At 33.3% G+C, this 15,032-nt stretch carries 11 protein-coding genes and 1 tRNA gene; 7 read left to right on the forward strand and 5 right to left on the reverse strand.

Translation table 11 applies throughout. The features are described from left to right. The first annotated feature begins 69 nt into the window (after nucleotides 1–69). The 5 genes from ABID42_RS09940 to ABID42_RS09960 all read left to right on the forward strand — a co-directional run bounded on the left by ABID42_RS09940 (nucleotide 70) and on the right by ABID42_RS09960 (nucleotide 6,133). A complete protein-coding gene (locus ABID42_RS09940; protein ID WP_367283532.1) occupies nucleotides 70–1,686 on the forward strand; it encodes an ABC-F family ATP-binding cassette domain-containing protein in 1,617 nt (538 codons plus the stop codon). A 308-nt stretch (nucleotides 1,687–1,994) separates the two neighbouring features. Then, nucleotides 1,995–2,068: transfer RNA gene (locus ABID42_RS09945), tRNA-Arg, on the forward strand. Nucleotides 2,069–2,855: 787 nt separating this feature from the next. Then, a complete protein-coding gene (locus ABID42_RS09950) occupies nucleotides 2,856–3,653 on the forward strand; it encodes a toll/interleukin-1 receptor domain-containing protein (RefSeq protein ID WP_367283533.1) in 798 nt (265 codons plus the stop codon). A 77-nt stretch (nucleotides 3,654–3,730) separates the two neighbouring features. Continuing rightward, on the forward strand, nucleotides 3,731–4,528 hold the full coding sequence (locus ABID42_RS09955; protein ID WP_367283534.1) for a toll/interleukin-1 receptor domain-containing protein: 798 nt from the start codon (nucleotides 3,731–3,733) through the stop codon (nucleotides 4,526–4,528). A gap of 357 nt (nucleotides 4,529–4,885) precedes the next feature. Further along, nucleotides 4,886–6,133 (forward strand): hypothetical protein, encoded by a 1,248-nt coding sequence (locus tag ABID42_RS09960; protein WP_367283535.1) that lies wholly within the window; start codon nucleotides 4,886–4,888, stop codon nucleotides 6,131–6,133. A 43-nt stretch (nucleotides 6,134–6,176) separates the two neighbouring features. Here the strand turns inward: ABID42_RS09960 and ABID42_RS09965 are convergent, their stop codons facing one another. Beyond that, nucleotides 6,177–6,956 (reverse strand): sulfite exporter TauE/SafE family protein, encoded by a 780-nt coding sequence (locus ABID42_RS09965; protein WP_367283536.1) that lies wholly within the window; start codon nucleotides 6,954–6,956, stop codon nucleotides 6,177–6,179. A gap of 52 nt (nucleotides 6,957–7,008) precedes the next feature. Then, nucleotides 7,009–7,476 (reverse strand): hypothetical protein, encoded by a 468-nt coding sequence (locus ABID42_RS09970; RefSeq protein ID WP_367283537.1) that lies wholly within the window; start codon nucleotides 7,474–7,476, stop codon nucleotides 7,009–7,011. A gap of 567 nt (nucleotides 7,477–8,043) precedes the next feature. Here ABID42_RS09970 and ABID42_RS09975 point away from each other — a divergent pair. Together ABID42_RS09975 and ABID42_RS09980 are read left to right on the forward strand one after the other, a co-directional pair. Further along, entirely contained in the window at nucleotides 8,044–9,162 is a 1,119-nt protein-coding gene (locus tag ABID42_RS09975; RefSeq protein WP_367283538.1) for a hypothetical protein, read from the forward strand. A 90-nt stretch (nucleotides 9,163–9,252) separates the two neighbouring features. Continuing rightward, nucleotides 9,253–10,872 carry a hypothetical protein gene (locus tag ABID42_RS09980; protein WP_367283539.1) on the forward strand — a complete coding sequence of 540 codons (1,620 nt, stop codon included), beginning with the start codon at nucleotides 9,253–9,255 and terminating at the stop codon, nucleotides 10,870–10,872. Nucleotides 10,873–11,493: 621 nt separating this feature from the next. Here ABID42_RS09980 and porV read toward each other — a convergent pair. The 3 genes from porV to arfB all read right to left on the reverse strand — a co-directional run bounded on the left by porV (nucleotide 11,494) and on the right by arfB (nucleotide 14,846). Further along, the gene (gene porV / locus ABID42_RS09985; protein ID WP_367283540.1) at nucleotides 11,494–12,594 is read right to left on the reverse strand and encodes a type IX secretion system outer membrane channel protein PorV; all 1,101 of its coding nucleotides are present in this window, start codon (nucleotides 12,592–12,594) and stop codon (nucleotides 11,494–11,496) included. A 565-nt stretch (nucleotides 12,595–13,159) separates the two neighbouring features. Then, a complete protein-coding gene (locus ABID42_RS09990) occupies nucleotides 13,160–14,200 on the reverse strand; it encodes an agmatine deiminase family protein (protein ID WP_367283541.1) in 1,041 nt (346 codons plus the stop codon). Between the two features lie 229 nt (nucleotides 14,201–14,429). Further along, on the reverse strand, nucleotides 14,430–14,846 hold the full coding sequence (arfB, locus tag ABID42_RS09995) for an alternative ribosome rescue aminoacyl-tRNA hydrolase ArfB (RefSeq protein WP_367283542.1): 417 nt from the start codon (nucleotides 14,844–14,846) through the stop codon (nucleotides 14,430–14,432). Nucleotides 14,847–15,032 lie beyond the last annotated feature (186 nt).

Raw genomic sequence — 15,032 nt, forward strand, 5'->3', positions numbered from 1 at the left:
CAACTACAACAAGATGACTGAACAATTTCCGATTGTTGATGTCTATATCCAGCAATAATAATTACAATAATGCTAAACGTATCAAATGTATCACTCCGTTTTGGTAAACGGGTACTTTTTGAAGAAGTAAATATCAAATTTGTAGAAGGTAACTGCTATGGTCTCATCGGAGCCAACGGTGCTGGGAAATCTACTTTTTTAAAGATTCTATCTGGAGAAATCGAATCTCAAACAGGTTCAGTAACGATGAATCCCGGAGAACGTATGTCAATGTTAAAACAGAACCACTTTGAATATGAAGATGTACCTGTTTTACAAGCGGTTATCATGGGAAATAAGCGTCTTTATGATATTATGGTTGAAAAAGATGCCATTTATTTGAAGGAAGATTTTACAGAAGAAGATGGAAACCGTGCTGCTGACCTTGAAGCGGAATTTGCTGAAATGAATGGTTGGGAAGCAGAATCGGAAGCAGGACAATTGCTAAGTGGTTTGGGCATCAAAGAAGATTTGCATTATACTTTATTGAAAGACGTTTCGGGTTCTGAAAAAGTGAAAGTGCTTTTAGCACAAGCGTTGTTTGGTTCACCAGATATTTTGTTATTAGATGAGCCTACCAACAACTTAGACATTGAGTCTATCCTTTGGTTAGAAAACTTCTTGACAAACTTCAAAAATACCGTAATTGTTGTTTCTCACGACCGTCACTTCCTTGACAACGTTTGTACGCATATTGCCGATTTAGATTTCGGAAAAATTCAATTGTATGGTGGTACTTATACTTTCTGGTACGAATCATCACAATTAGCAGCTCGCCAACGTGCTGACCAAAACAAGAAAACGGACGAAAAACGTAAAGAATTAGAAGAATTCATTCGTCGTTTCTCTGCCAACGTAGCGAAGTCAAAACAAGCTACTTCTCGTCAGAAAATGTTGGATAAATTACAAGTTGAAGATATTAAGCCATCATCAAGACGTTATCCGTTTATCAACTTTAAGCCAGAACGTGAAGCAGGCGACCAATTATTATCAGTTGAAGGCTTATCAGTAAAAAATCCTGAAGGCGGTTACTTATTCAAAGACGTATCATTTACTTTAACAAAAGGCGATAAATTAGCAGTACTTTCTCGTGATTCTTTGGCTGTAAGTGCTTTGTTCGATGTTTTAATGGGCGAACGTACTGCCGATGAAGGAACATATAAATGGGGAGTAACCACAACCCAATCTTATTTACCTAACGACAATGCGAAGTATTTTGAAGATAGTTCTTTGAATTTAGTAGATTGGTTGCGTCAATATTCAACAGAAAAAGATGAATCATTTATTCGTGGATTCTTGGGAAGAATGTTATTCTCTGGTGATGAAGCTTTGAAAAAATGTACAGTAATTTCTGGGGGTGAAAAACAACGTTGTATGTTCTCAAGAATGATGCTTTCGGGCGCTAATGTTGCCATTTTTGATGAACCAACCAACCACTTAGACTTAGAATCAATTACCGCTTTGAACAACGGGATGGTTGATTTTACAGGAACTATTTTATTTACTTGTCATGACCACCAACTTACTCAGACAGTAGCCAACCGTATCCTTGAACTTGGTTCAAAAGGCTATTTAGACAAGTTGATGAACTTTGATGACTATATCACTGATGCAAAAGTAAAAGAGCAGAAAGAGAAAATATATTAATTGATGTCGGATTTCGGTTATCGGATTTCGGCAATTACAAATCAGTAGATTGTGGGTTCGAATCCCTACGAACCACAACAAAAAAGCCTTTTTGCAATATGTAGAATACCTCACTTACTTCGGTAAGTGAGGTATTTTTTACTTAATTTCTTATTCCTTCTAAATCAGTAAAAAAAATCCATTTTTAAACTATTAAAAATCAGAAACTTACAAAAAAGTTTAAATTTTTCTACTTTTTTGTTTTGGATTAGAAAAATAACCTACTACCTTTGCAGTCCCAAACAACGGGAAAAAGATTAAAACAACACGGTTTCGTAGCTCAATTGGATAGAGCACCTGACTACGGATCAGGAGGTTTGGGGTTCGAATCCCTACGAGACCACTCCCAAAAGCCTTTTTGCAATATGCAGAAAGGCTTTTTTTATTTGTTCCTTTTGATGAACCTTGATAGGAAGAATTAGAACTTAACATCTCTAGTAACCTAAATTCACCAAAAGAAAGTAGCTATTCTTTTCTAATTTATCGCCTTTTCAGAATTACCATTTACTATGTTTTTAATCTCCTCAATTCCCGTTTAATAGAAATTTGTTTACTCTTCATTTCACTTTACAAAAAAACTTCAAGATTAAGTTATATTTGTCTGCCATTTAATAATTCTTTATCTGCTTACTTTAAATTAGATTGGAGCTGAAAAATTAAAAATTTCTCCTCCAGATACTTTTTAAGTATTATATCTATCAAAATTAAACTCTTGCAAAGATTTTGTCAAAAAATGACTAAATTGGTTAAACCATCAAAGTAGAATAAATGCCACCCTTTAGGATGGCATTTGATTGAATTTCCATCAAGGAAAAAACTCTTGGTACACAGTGTATCGAGTTAAATCCTAGCGATGATGGGAAATATCACAAAGAAAGCGAATGAGGGGATGGATATTACCATCAACAATGGGTCTTCTGGTAAGGTTAACATTACACTTAACTAACTAGCAACATCAGAAAAACAAACAACAACTACAGACAAAGTAACGAAAGGGATTTCAGTACTCTCTAACATTTTCAAAGTTATTGATGTTCTTGTGAATTTATTCTGATGTTAAATTCCCTACCAAGTTAATAATTGGTAGGGTTATTTATTAAGAACTACTTGATAATACACTAATTACTAATATGACTGAAGAAGAAATTGTAAGATTTGAAGCTAATGGCTTTTTTATGAATGAAATGAGTATTGGTGAAAGTGGGAACAAAGTTCATAATTATAGGATTGCATTTTTCACGCCAAGAATTTTTAAATCACACTTAGAAAATAGGTTACTTGATTTTTTTTCCCAAAAGTCGAAGTCATATTTTTTGGATGAAATAAATATTCTCTTAGATTCAGTATATAATGAATCATTTTTAAAAAATGACGAAGAAGGAACATATAAAATTTGTTTAGAAACAAGTAAGTATTACGTTCAGCAGTTTATCGATGAACTTCCTGTGTTAGTAACCTCAAAGCATCAAGTTAATTCTGAAAATCAAAGAAATTCAATTTTTATAAGTTATTCCCATGCTGATAAAGATTATGTTACTTCGTTTAAGAGACATTTCGCAAACCTTATAAGAACACATGATTTGGATTTATGGGATGATTCAAAAATAAAGCCCGGGCAAAAATGGGAAGAAGAAATAAAGAAAGCCATGCAAAAAGCTAAGGTTGCAATCTTTGTTACAAGTGCTGATTTTTTTGCCTCAGACTTTATAGCTAACAAAGAGTTACCCGAACTTTTAAGAGCAGCAGAGGAAGAAGGTGCAAAAGTACTTAGCATCATTGTAAAACCTTGCGATTTCTCTAATACTCCACTAGGAATTTATCAGGCTATGAATAACCCAACACATACACTTCTACACATGAATGAATTACAACGAGAAGAACTTTGGGTTAATTTGGTAAGCGAAGTTCGAAAGATTTTAGAGTTATAAAAAGCCAATGATAGACACTGAGAATTATAGTTTGAATTAATAGATTTTACAACCATTTAAAACTCAACCAACATAATATGACTGACGAGGAAATTATTAAAAGCGAAGCACATGACTTTATCTTTCGTGATGAACCACGTCGTCACACCAAAAGTCACAGTGTTGAATTTATATCAGAAATAAATGGACATTATTTCAAAGAAGAGTTAGATATTCGACTATCATTTTTTACAACTGCTTTAAATAAAAGTATTTTCCTTAATGAGGTTAAAGATTTACTTCAAAAAAAACTGAATGGATTTGAAAACCCCAATTCACCCTATTCAATTCGTGCTGCTATAAACCTTCAAAAATCTTTATTTTTCGTAAGACAAATACTTGATGAGTTACCAACAATCTTAAAGAGTGGGAAAAGTAATTCAGAACAATCTATCCGGGATACAATTTTTGTAAGTTACTCCCATAATGACCGCAAATATGTAGATGATTTTAAACGTCATTTCAAAAACCTAGAAAGAACTCATGCTATTAACCTTTGGGATGATTCTAATATTAAACCAGGGCAAAAATGGGAGGATGAAATAAGAACGGCTATGGCTAAGGCTAAAATAGTAATTTTTGTTATTTCTGCTGATTTTTTTGCATCTGATTTTATAGCTAATAAAGAACTCCCAACACTATTAAAAAGAGCCGATGATGATGGAGCAACAATACTTAACTTATTCATAAAACCATGCGATATTACAGATTCTCCTCTTGCTTCAATTCAAGGATTGAATGCACCAAGTCACACAGTTTTGCAAATGTCAGAACTAGAGCGGGAGCAATTGTGGGCAAGTATGGTAACACAAGTACGAGAAAGATTATCATTATAAAATATAATTGTTTCACCAACAAATAATACATAAAACATAAGCAACTGAATTATAGCATTTTATATTATTTCATAAGGTTTCTCTGCGATACCACAAACAACAAAGCCTTTCTGCATATTGCAGAAAGGCTTTGTTGTTTTTCCAAAATCTCTACAAAAAATATACTCCCTCCCATCTCAAAATAAATCCAACGATAATAGTAACCAAACCAGCTTTCGTGGAGATTCTCAGTAAGTTATTCACAAAACTAAATAGCGTTTTTTTCTGTGTAGAAAATACACATACCGCATTCCAATCTATTTAGGCTTGGAAGTCCTCATTTCCAAAAAAGATTCCCAAATTAAAATCAATATCTATATGCTTACTAAATCTGTACACATCGCTTTATGTATTGTTTTACTTATTTCAATTTCATGTACCACAAAGCTTGTTGAAGAAATTACTCCTACTCAGAATATCGCTGGAACATGGAAATTTCAAAGTGCTAATGGCTCTGCAACTGTTGGTGGCAAAACAATAGATTTAACCGATGATTTATCAATCAGTGCCAATGAAGCTACTCAGCATATCACAAGAATAAGCACTTGGGTTTTTAGAGAAGGCGGCACGGGTACAATGGATGGCGTAAATTTCACTTATATAGTATCTGGAAAATCTCTCATAATTAGTAAGAATACAGAAAAATACATGCAATTAAGTGTTACATTAAAAGATGGGATATTAGAAATTAGTGAAGATGAAAATGGCTTGAAAACAATCATTGATGAGTTTAATAAATTACTTACAACTGATAAAATCACAAAATACTCCCGAACCTTACAGTACAAATCTCTACAGAGTATTCTAAGTACAAACGGAACGCCAGATTGTTTGCTTAAAACCTACACGAATATCAATGAATCTACTGTAAACGAATATACTCATACTTACAGTGATGAACATACACTGGCTGAATTGAATGTTAAAACCTTACGATTATCAGATAGTGCTGTATTTAATGTAAAATATACTTATTTGGAAAATAAGGCTAACCTTGGCTCTGATATAAAGCCTTATGTAACCATTCTTAGAAATAGCCAGCATTATTCTAAAGTATATTGTGATAAAAATGGAAGAGTAAATAAAAGAGAATATTATTATTCTGGACAGGATAATTTCCCTAGTGAGGTTGATAACGAGACTTATGATACGAATGGAAATAACATTAAAACCACTAAGTTTTTTTATGACGCTACTAATGGAGAGAAATTTGAGAGCCGTTTTACCATTTATGAAGCAGAGTACCTCAATGGAAATTACATTAAACTCTTTTATACCGACGAAAGTACAAGTAGATATTTAATCAATGAATTTACAACTTGGACATTCAATGCAATCAAAACGAAAGTCGTCTATCCATTTAATTATGGTAACCTTAGCTTTGGAGCAAATAATAAAAATCATCGAACAAAACTAATTTATTATGACCCATCAGGAACAGTAAGTACACAATCCGCAGTTGTTTATACTTTTGATAGCAAAGGCTATATTTTATCTAGCGAAGAGACTTTTACTGGAAGTAGTATAAAAAGACGAAATATTGATTATGTTTATCAATGCAAATAACCATCAAATTAAAAGCCTTGTTAATACCAATAGCAAGGCTTTTTCATTTCCAAATATCATAAGCAAACCTTGCAATTACACCCGTTACAACAATTAGAAAAAAGATTCTTACAAAAGAACTACCTTTTAATAAAGCTAATTTAGTGCCTATTACTGAACCGATAATGTTAGCAATACCTAAAGGAATGGCTACTTCAAAAAGTACATCGCCAGATGACATAAAGAAAATGATAGCTGGAATATTAGAAGCACAATTTAATATTTTGGCATAAGCAGAGGCATGAAGAAAATCTAAACCAAAAATTGATACAAAGGCAAAGATTAAAAAACTTCCCATACCGGGTCCAAAAAATCCGTCATAAAAACCTAAAATTGCACCCGTTAATAATCCGCCAATTAAAAACTTTTTGCCTATATATTTGGGCGTATGGTCTGTCCCTAAATCTTTTTTCAAAAAGGTATAAATTAGCACCAAGACTAATAATACTAGAATAATAGGTTTTAACACATTTTTATCCAAAGAAGTAACCAACCTCGCTCCCATCAAAGCAAATAATCCTGTGGCAATAATAGACGGAACCATTACCTTCCAATCTACTTTTACTTGTCGGATATATTGTGAAGCCGCTACCAAAGTGCCCGAAACAGATGCTAATTTATGCGTACCAATAATAGTAGGAATAGCATATTGTGGAAGAAAAATCAACAAAGCAGGTAATTGAATCAAACCTCCTCCGCCAACAATGGCGTCTATAAAACCCGCTAAAAAAGCAAAACAAGAAAGTAATAATAAAGTTTGAAGTGTAATATCGTGTATGGGCATTTATTAGGGTTTTGGTTTTTCATATTGTTGCCAGACAAATCTGTCATCAATATTAAGCATCTCTATTTCGAATGTCTTCAATATGGTCTATCAAATCATATCCTAGTTTAGGAATATATTCTCCAAGTATTGTATTTAGTTTTTTAATATCTTCTGGTTCAGCATTGGTCAATTCAGGATAATTATCAATCAAATGTGCGAGTACCACTTGCTCCAAAGTATCTAAAAACTTACTCTTATTAATAGGATTTTTAGGAATGAGTGCCTCAAATTTACTAAAGAACGCTCTAAAATCAGCTTTTTCTTCTTCAGTCTCTGGAGTATTCCTTAGGTTAGTTTGTCTCTCTATTTCAGCTTCTATATTGTAGTTTTTTTTAACAAATAAAATGAAATATTGTTCAAAGTCAAAGTCTTCATCTTGTAATACAGCAAGTACTTCTTCCTCTTTAGGACCATACCCACCCAAAGATTTCCTGATTTGTTGGATGTATTTTCCTTGCTCAGGGTAATGCTTTTTCAAAAAAGGGATAAACGAATGGAAGAACACACTAAAACGTCCTGATTTACCCTCTTGATGAGCTGTAATTTCAAATGAAACAAGGTTATCTCCGAATAGATTCTCAACGTTGATTTCGAAATTTGTGTAGGTAGTTTTTATGTTTGTAAAATTTAAAGGTCAATTTTCTTAAAATGGATGTATTCAAGGCCTATTTATATATTTTTACTTTTCTAGCATTAATTTTCACAACTCAAACTAAGTACCAAATGGTTAACAAGATTCTATGCGAAATAATGTAATTAAGTAATACAAAAATATATTTCTATATATTTTTATTTTAATTGGGAACTTGCTACTTTTGAAATATTCTATAAACTCGTAATAAGACCATATCATTTACCTTTTCTACTTATTATAATGACTGTATTTGAATTGCTATACCTAGAAAAAACATCCTATTTTCTCTTTCGCTCGAATTTCATTCAGCTATTTTCCCTTGTACCCTTGTATTTATTGCTTTTAGTTTTGCTAACCTATGATTTTCATGGGTAATTCCTTTTGCATCTTTTAATTTAATATTTATATCTCATGAAAAAACTAGTACTCCTCCTCTCGATGCTTGCATCCGCACCATTGTTTGCTCAGAAAGTAGATTTAGATCGCTTTCATTTTAATGTAGCCTATCAAGTGCTACCCAAAGAAAATGTTCCATTAGAGAAACGTACATTCGGTCTGCATGTAAAAAGCTCTGATTTATTATCAAAATATGTACCCGAATCTAGCATGTATGAACAAATCGGTATTGACGGCTGGAAAAAAGTTGAAAGTGACCCAACTGTTGGAATTGACTTTGTTTTGGAAGACTTTGTTTACAAAGGCGTAGAAGTAAAATCTGAAACTATCAATGATAAAGACAAAGATGGAAATATCAAAAGCTCTACTACATACTATTGGTTAGAAGCTAGATACAGTGCAAGAGGCTATGCCAAATACAAAGGACCATTTACTCCGATTAAAGAAGTCCCAAAAGTAGAAGAAGTAAAAACAGTCAATCGTTTTTTAGCTAATGCTGTAATCAACAAACCTACCGATAACAATTCTGGTGACGATCAACAGATTAATCTCAATAAAGAAATAATCCATACAACAAACAAAAAAACTGTTAGAGATGTAGCTGTTCAGGAATTTAATTCAAGCAAAGATGCCATCTATGAACAAACAGTTAGAAATTTTGTAAAGGGTTCTATCAATACTATCAATTATACCATTAACAAGAATTATGGTTTTCCTGTAATTAATACCAGAGATGTTTTGTGGATTTTAGATGCAAAAAGTGAGGAAGGGAAAACTCAAGCTGAGGCTATTGAAGCCGTTAAAGAATTGTTCAATGGGATGAAAGCCGATGTGCCAACAGATCAGCTTGCTCAAAATTTACAACCATTGATTGATTATTTCGAATCGTTAAAAACAAAGTATGCTGCCGACGACAAACCAAGTCGTAAAATCCGCTACTCAGCATATTTTAATCTTGCTAAAATTTACTATTATCTAGATAATCCTGATAAGGTTATCAAAGAAGCTGAAGGTTTAATCAAGAATGATTATGACCCCAAAGATGGGAAAAACCTTATTGAAGATGCTGTAAAGTTGAAAGATTTGTTCAATCAAACAAAATTCTCTTCTCGTCATAATCCAAGCCTCAAATAACTTTCGAACACTATTTATTAATAAGTTTTATTAATCCATCATTGCTTAAATCTTCTTGAAAAAGGAGGTGTAAGCTAAAAAAGATAAATTATGAAAAAGATTTTATTCCTAGTAAGTTTTTTATGTAGCATCGTCGGTATGGCTCAAGCTCAATTTTTTAAATTAGCCGGTGCAGAATCAAATAAAAAAATTGGATTAAGAGGTCCCGTTTCTCCAGTCGATCTTAGTTATGCTGACTATAAGTCTTATGCGTTAAAAACTAGTTTCAGCAGTGGTTTAGAAGCCTCTTTTAAAGCTAAAAACTTAGCTTATTCTGAGGGCTTTATCAATGAACATATTTCGGTTTTCGGATTAAAGAAAAAAGATAATGGAGACTTCACCATTACTTATAATCTAAAAAGGTATGAATTAGTTTTAAATGAAAGCTATCTTGAAGCAACTTATCAAAATGCCCCTGCATACTATATTGGTTTAGAATCTGAATTAACGATTCAAGATAAACAAGGGAAGGTAATTTACAAGAGATATAGTACTCCTAAAGTAAAAATGTATGTTACTGATGTTAAATATCCATACGACTTATTAGCTTATAATGTTGTGCTAGGAGATTTCTCTCAATTATTCAATGAATTTGAAAGCTATTACCTAAACAGCCCTAATATTAACCTTGAATATTTTGAAGTAAAAAAACGTAAGAAATCAAAGTCAACTTTCAATGTAGAAGAGTTTAACCAATCCACGCAAGTATTATCAATGTTACTTGATGTTGATAGAAACAACTGGTCTGGACTATTTGGAGAAGCACAAAAATATTGGAAACCATTGTTTGAATTTACTGATGAAGATGAAGATTTACAACAAGATATAAGATTCAATGCTTATTATAATTCAGCTTTGACCTCATTAATGCTTGGTAAATTTGATGAACTCGATAAATACTTGCCTGGAGTAAAACAGTATGACAAATCTTTTTTAGGAATGCGTGCCAATTTTAGTGCCCTTGAAAAAACAAAGCAAGAAATTAAGGATGCTCAAAATTCAGTAAAAGAAGTATCTAAAATTGAACCTGTAGCATCAGAACCTTTTGTATATGAATACAAAAAAACTCCCAATGCCTTCAAATATGCTGAATTAGAAAAAGCTGAAGTTACAGATGATGATAATAACAAAATTGCTGGAACAGTAAGAGTATTGAGTGATTTTCCGCAAATTGTTGATTTGAGAACTGAAAAAACTCGTTCAGGGTTAGGACAATTGACAGACCAATTAGGTTCTGATAAAAGTTCTGTTTGGATTTATATTGATGGAGAAAAGAAACCTAAAAGAACAAACCTGAAAAAGCTTTTTTCTATTAAAGATAAAGATGGTAAAGTATATTTAGTCGGAAAAACAGGGCAATCATCTAATATGTTAACGAGTATGAATCTAGTGAACAATAAACACTACGCTCTTTTCGACGAAGTAAAAGCTAGTAAAAAACTATCATTGTATCAAGAATTCTTTCCACAAGACAGCTATGCCTTCAAACGCCCACAAGATGAATCATTCTTTGTAGCACCTGAATTTATGGGCAGACGTAAAGCTTTGAAAGAATTCTTTGCTGACTGTCCTTCAATTGTAACAAAAATAGATCAAGGGGTTTATGACTTTAACAATAAAGAGACATACCTAAAATTATACAATGAATATACTGAGGCTTGTGGTAAATAACATCATGCAATAGTATAATCATTCTTTCATGAATAGAGCGTTTTAATTAGCTAAAAGGCCAGTTAAAACGCTCTATTTTTATGAATACTAATAAAAATTTAGTCTATATTATTTCTTGAATAATTCTATCTTAAAATCTTCCATCAAAGTAGCACCTACAATAAAAATTCAATTTCTAGCCTCTTCATTTCCCATTAATTTTTCCAAAAAATGTAATGATACTCCAAGAGCTATACGAAATCACTCAAAGTAAACTCTAATGCACTCAGAGTACTATACAAGACCAATTTGAGTGAACTCTAATGCGCTCAGAGTGCTATACAAGACCACTCTAAGTGAACTCTAATACACTCAGAGTGCTATACAAGACCACTCTAAGTGAACTCTAATGCACTCGGAGTGCTATACAAGACCACTCTAAGCGAACTCTAATGCACTCGGAGTGTTCTATAAGACCACTTTAAGTGAACTCTAGTGCACTCAGAGTGCTATACAAGACCACTCTAAGTAAACTCTAATGCACTCTGAGTGTTCTATAAGACAACTTTAAGTGAACTCTGGTACACATATGTGGACTAACAGAGGAGGGATCTTAGATATGAGACTAGCAGAGAATACAAATTACTTCTTGCTTGAAAAGTTAAAACCTACTGAAAGGAATAATTGGTCACCAATTAGGCTATCGTTGTTATCCTTTGAAAAAGCAAGGTCTAGGTTTACTAATTTCTTAATCACAACGCCAGCACCAAAAGTTGTAAAGCTGCGGTTGCCTTTTTCTTCAGATTCTAGAAATTTACCCATCCTCAAAAACAAAAAATCATTGTAGTTGTACTGCAAACCCAATGACCAAGTGATTTCTTTTAGCTCTTCGCTGAGTCCGCCAGGGGCATCTGAAAACGAAGCGACCATTCCAGATAAGGCCGAATCGTTGTAATGATTGCCAGTAGGTGTTGGTACCAATAGTTTATTGGCATCTACTGTAAAGCCAATTTTATTTTTAACATCCAACTTATAACTTGGTGCTATGCCTAATTTTAGGTTGGTCGGCAAAAAAGCTTCCTGTTTATTATAAAAATTAACTTTCCCGCCAATATTGGCAATATTAACACCGTAATTGAATGAGAACTTTTTAAAGACATCGGTATCAACATGCGCTAAACTGATATCAAAAGCAACATTATTCTTGGAAGGTATATCAACATTAATAGATGGTAACAAATCTATTCCATTTTCATGCATATACTTCACACCCACCGCCATTGATACTTTGTTTGATAAAAGTCTAGTATAATTCACTCCCCAACCCCAACTTTTAGATGAAAAATCAGTCGAAACTCCTGTATTAGTTACATAGCTAAAAGTACCATTTTGGAAAAGAGTAATATTACTAGATAATACACTTTTTTCACTCAACTGCCAATATCCGCCACCTCGCAAGATATACATATCACTTACAAGTTTAGGTAGCCACTTCGAACCTGTTAAAAAAAAACCGTTTCTATTGGGTGAATGTACCAACATGGCTGGGTTGAGATAGGTAGCTGTTTCGTCGGTAAAAAGAGCCATCCCTCCATAGCCCATTGAAACAGACATTGGGTCTATGTTGATCAGCATAAATTGGTGTAAAGCATCTGGAACAGAGGATCTTGTGCTTTGCGTTTGTGCTTTTATTGATTGTGTGAAACCAGCAATAAGCGTAAAAAGTAATAATGTTTTTTTCATGGTTAAATTTCTTACTCCTCCCTTGTCAAGATGATGATTCTTCAGAGAAACTCAATTTCGTCAACAGTCAGTTAGTAAGTTTTGTAGTGTTCATTAATTAGTGATAGACTTATTTGTTTTATTTTTTAAACTGTAAGGGCGTATCGCATACGACCTTTTACTAAACGAATAACAAGTAAATGACAAGGACGGATGCAATTCACCCCTACGTTTGTTTCATTTTTCTTTCCAAGTCTAAAGACGTGGAACAGCGGAGGCTAACGATAAGATATTCCCACGGTTATTCTATAATGCCTGCTTTTATTTAACTTTATTAAGCTTTATCGATTCTAGCTTATACCCTTGCAGTAATGCTCTAAGCCCGGTTTTGCATTGCAAATGCCAAGTCCTAAGGTAATAAAGCAAGACTCATTTCGATTGTTTAGTTTGTCTTAGCATGGCTATTATTATTACCTCATTTTTAATCAGTAAGGTCGTATCGTATACAACCTTGTGACGAATAAACAATAGAACGACAAGTATAATGATGGTAGGGGCGAATGGCATTCGTCCCTACCATCATTATCTAAACAGCAGGCTCTTGCTGAGATAAACAATGGAAACTTCCTTGTCCCCAAATAATATCTGTGGCATCTAAACCTATCACTGGACGGTCTTTGAAAAGCCCAGAAAGTATATCTAAAGCAATATCATCATTCTTACATTGATAAGTAGGAACAATCACACCAGCATTGGTAATCAAAAAATTAGCATAAGAACCCGGTGTTCTGAATTCATCAATCACCACTGCCGAAGGCATTGGCAACTCTACTACATTCAATTGCTTGCCATTTACCAAACGCATTTGTTTGAGCAACTGTAAATTATCATTCAAAACTTCGTAGTTATCATCATTTTTATCATACTCTACTGCCGCCACTACGGTATCGGCGTTCACAAAACGAACGGTATCGTCCACATGACCGTCTGTATCATCACCCACAATGCCATCATTTACCCAAAGTACTTGTTCTTGCCCATAATAATCGCACAAGTATTGTTCTATTTGAGCTTGATTCAAATGTGGATTTCTATTCGGATTCAACAAACACGAGCGACTGGTCAATACACTTCCTGCTCCGTTAAATTCTACCGAACCGCCTTCCATAATAATTCCGGGAGTAACAGCATTCAAACCACGATATGCTGCAATTTTCGTAGGCAAATTATTATCATCATCAAAAGGAGGATACTTTCCACCCCAAGCATTATAACCCCAATTTACAATCATACGTTGTTTGGTTTCAGGATTAATCAAAAATGCAGGGCCGTGGTCTCTACACCAAGCATCATTTGTTGGGTTGATTAGTATTTCAATTTGTGTTTCGTCAATACCATACTTGGGCAATTCATCCAAAATAAATGATTGTAATTTTTCATCATTTACATTCAAACAAACTTTTTCACCCTGAGTAATCGCCTTGATAAAATTGAAGTATTGAGGATACATTTTGGCTAATTTATCATCTTGCCAAGAGTGGTCGTTATGTGGGAAAGTAAGCCAAGTTGCTACGTGTGGATGCCATTCGGCAGGGAAAAAATATCCTTGAGATTTTGGAGTAAGCATTTTTAATTTGTTTAAGGTGCAAATATACTTAATTTGAAGAAGGATATTTTGATTTGAAGATTTGGAAATTTGAAGATTTGAAAATGGGTATTTAATTTAAAAACTAACTATGGTGTATTTCTCATTTCCAAATTAGCAACTCATCAAATTGATTAAGAGTATGTGTCATTTTCAAATTTCTAAATTACTTATGGAGTAAGTATCATTTTCAAATCTTCAAATTTTCAAATTAGAAAACAATCCCTCTTCTATTCACTTTCTTAATCGAAGCGATTTTCTTACTTTTTAGTCTCTCCATTTTAGAGGAAAAAGTTGGCTCGCTGGCTTTGCGTTTTTTAGGAACAAAAAGTGCTTTCTTGAGTAAATCATAGAATTTCTTTATCACAACAGATTTATTCCGTAATTGCGTTCGCTCTTCTTGCGACACAATGATTAATTCTCCTTCTGAATTAATCTGATTTTTTAGTTTTTCTTGTAGTGTATTTTTCTGAATTTCGTCTAATAAAACGGAATTGATTACATTGAATCGGAGTTCTACTTTAGTAGCAACTTTATTGACATTTTGTCCGCCCGCTCCGCCACTTCTTGAAGCTTGGAATTGGAATTCAGGACTAAAATCTTGTTTTAATAATTCGGCTAAAGACATATTTTTAATTGTGATTGAGTGAATTGTGAATTAGTGATTTAGAGACTTTAAGACTAAAGGACAAAAGAAGCAAGATTGAGTGTATTTTATTTAATTTTTTATTTCATTTATATTCACTTCCAGTCATGCGATAAGTAAACATCTTTTTTAACAAAATTGATTCCCGACATCTGATTGCTGAAACCT

Source organism: Arcicella rosea (assembly GCF_040543805.1).
Lineage (GTDB): Bacteria > Bacteroidota > Bacteroidia > Cytophagales > Spirosomataceae > Arcicella > Arcicella rosea.

Bases quoted from the DNA above. Each gene is read 5' to 3' on its own strand.
- ABID42_RS09940 (WP_367283532.1), top strand. From the start codon at position 70: ATGCTAAACGTATCAAATGTATCACTCCGTTTTGGTAAACGGGTACTT.
- ABID42_RS09950 (WP_367283533.1), top strand. From the start codon at position 2,856: ATGACTGAAGAAGAAATTGTAAGATTTGAAGCTAATGGCTTTTTTATG.
- ABID42_RS09955 (WP_367283534.1), top strand. From the start codon at position 3,731: ATGACTGACGAGGAAATTATTAAAAGCGAAGCACATGACTTTATCTTT.
- ABID42_RS09960 (WP_367283535.1), top strand. From the start codon at position 4,886: ATGCTTACTAAATCTGTACACATCGCTTTATGTATTGTTTTACTTATT.
- ABID42_RS09965 (WP_367283536.1), bottom strand. From the start codon at position 6,956: ATGCCCATACACGATATTACACTTCAAACTTTATTATTACTTTCTTGT.
- ABID42_RS09975 (WP_367283538.1), top strand. From the start codon at position 8,044: ATGAAAAAACTAGTACTCCTCCTCTCGATGCTTGCATCCGCACCATTG.
- ABID42_RS09980 (WP_367283539.1), top strand. From the start codon at position 9,253: ATGAAAAAGATTTTATTCCTAGTAAGTTTTTTATGTAGCATCGTCGGT.
- porV (WP_367283540.1), bottom strand. From the start codon at position 12,594: ATGAAAAAAACATTATTACTTTTTACGCTTATTGCTGGTTTCACACAA.
- ABID42_RS09990 (WP_367283541.1), bottom strand. From the start codon at position 14,200: ATGCTTACTCCAAAATCTCAAGGATATTTTTTCCCTGCCGAATGGCAT.
- arfB (WP_367283542.1), bottom strand. From the start codon at position 14,846: ATGTCTTTAGCCGAATTATTAAAACAAGATTTTAGTCCTGAATTCCAA.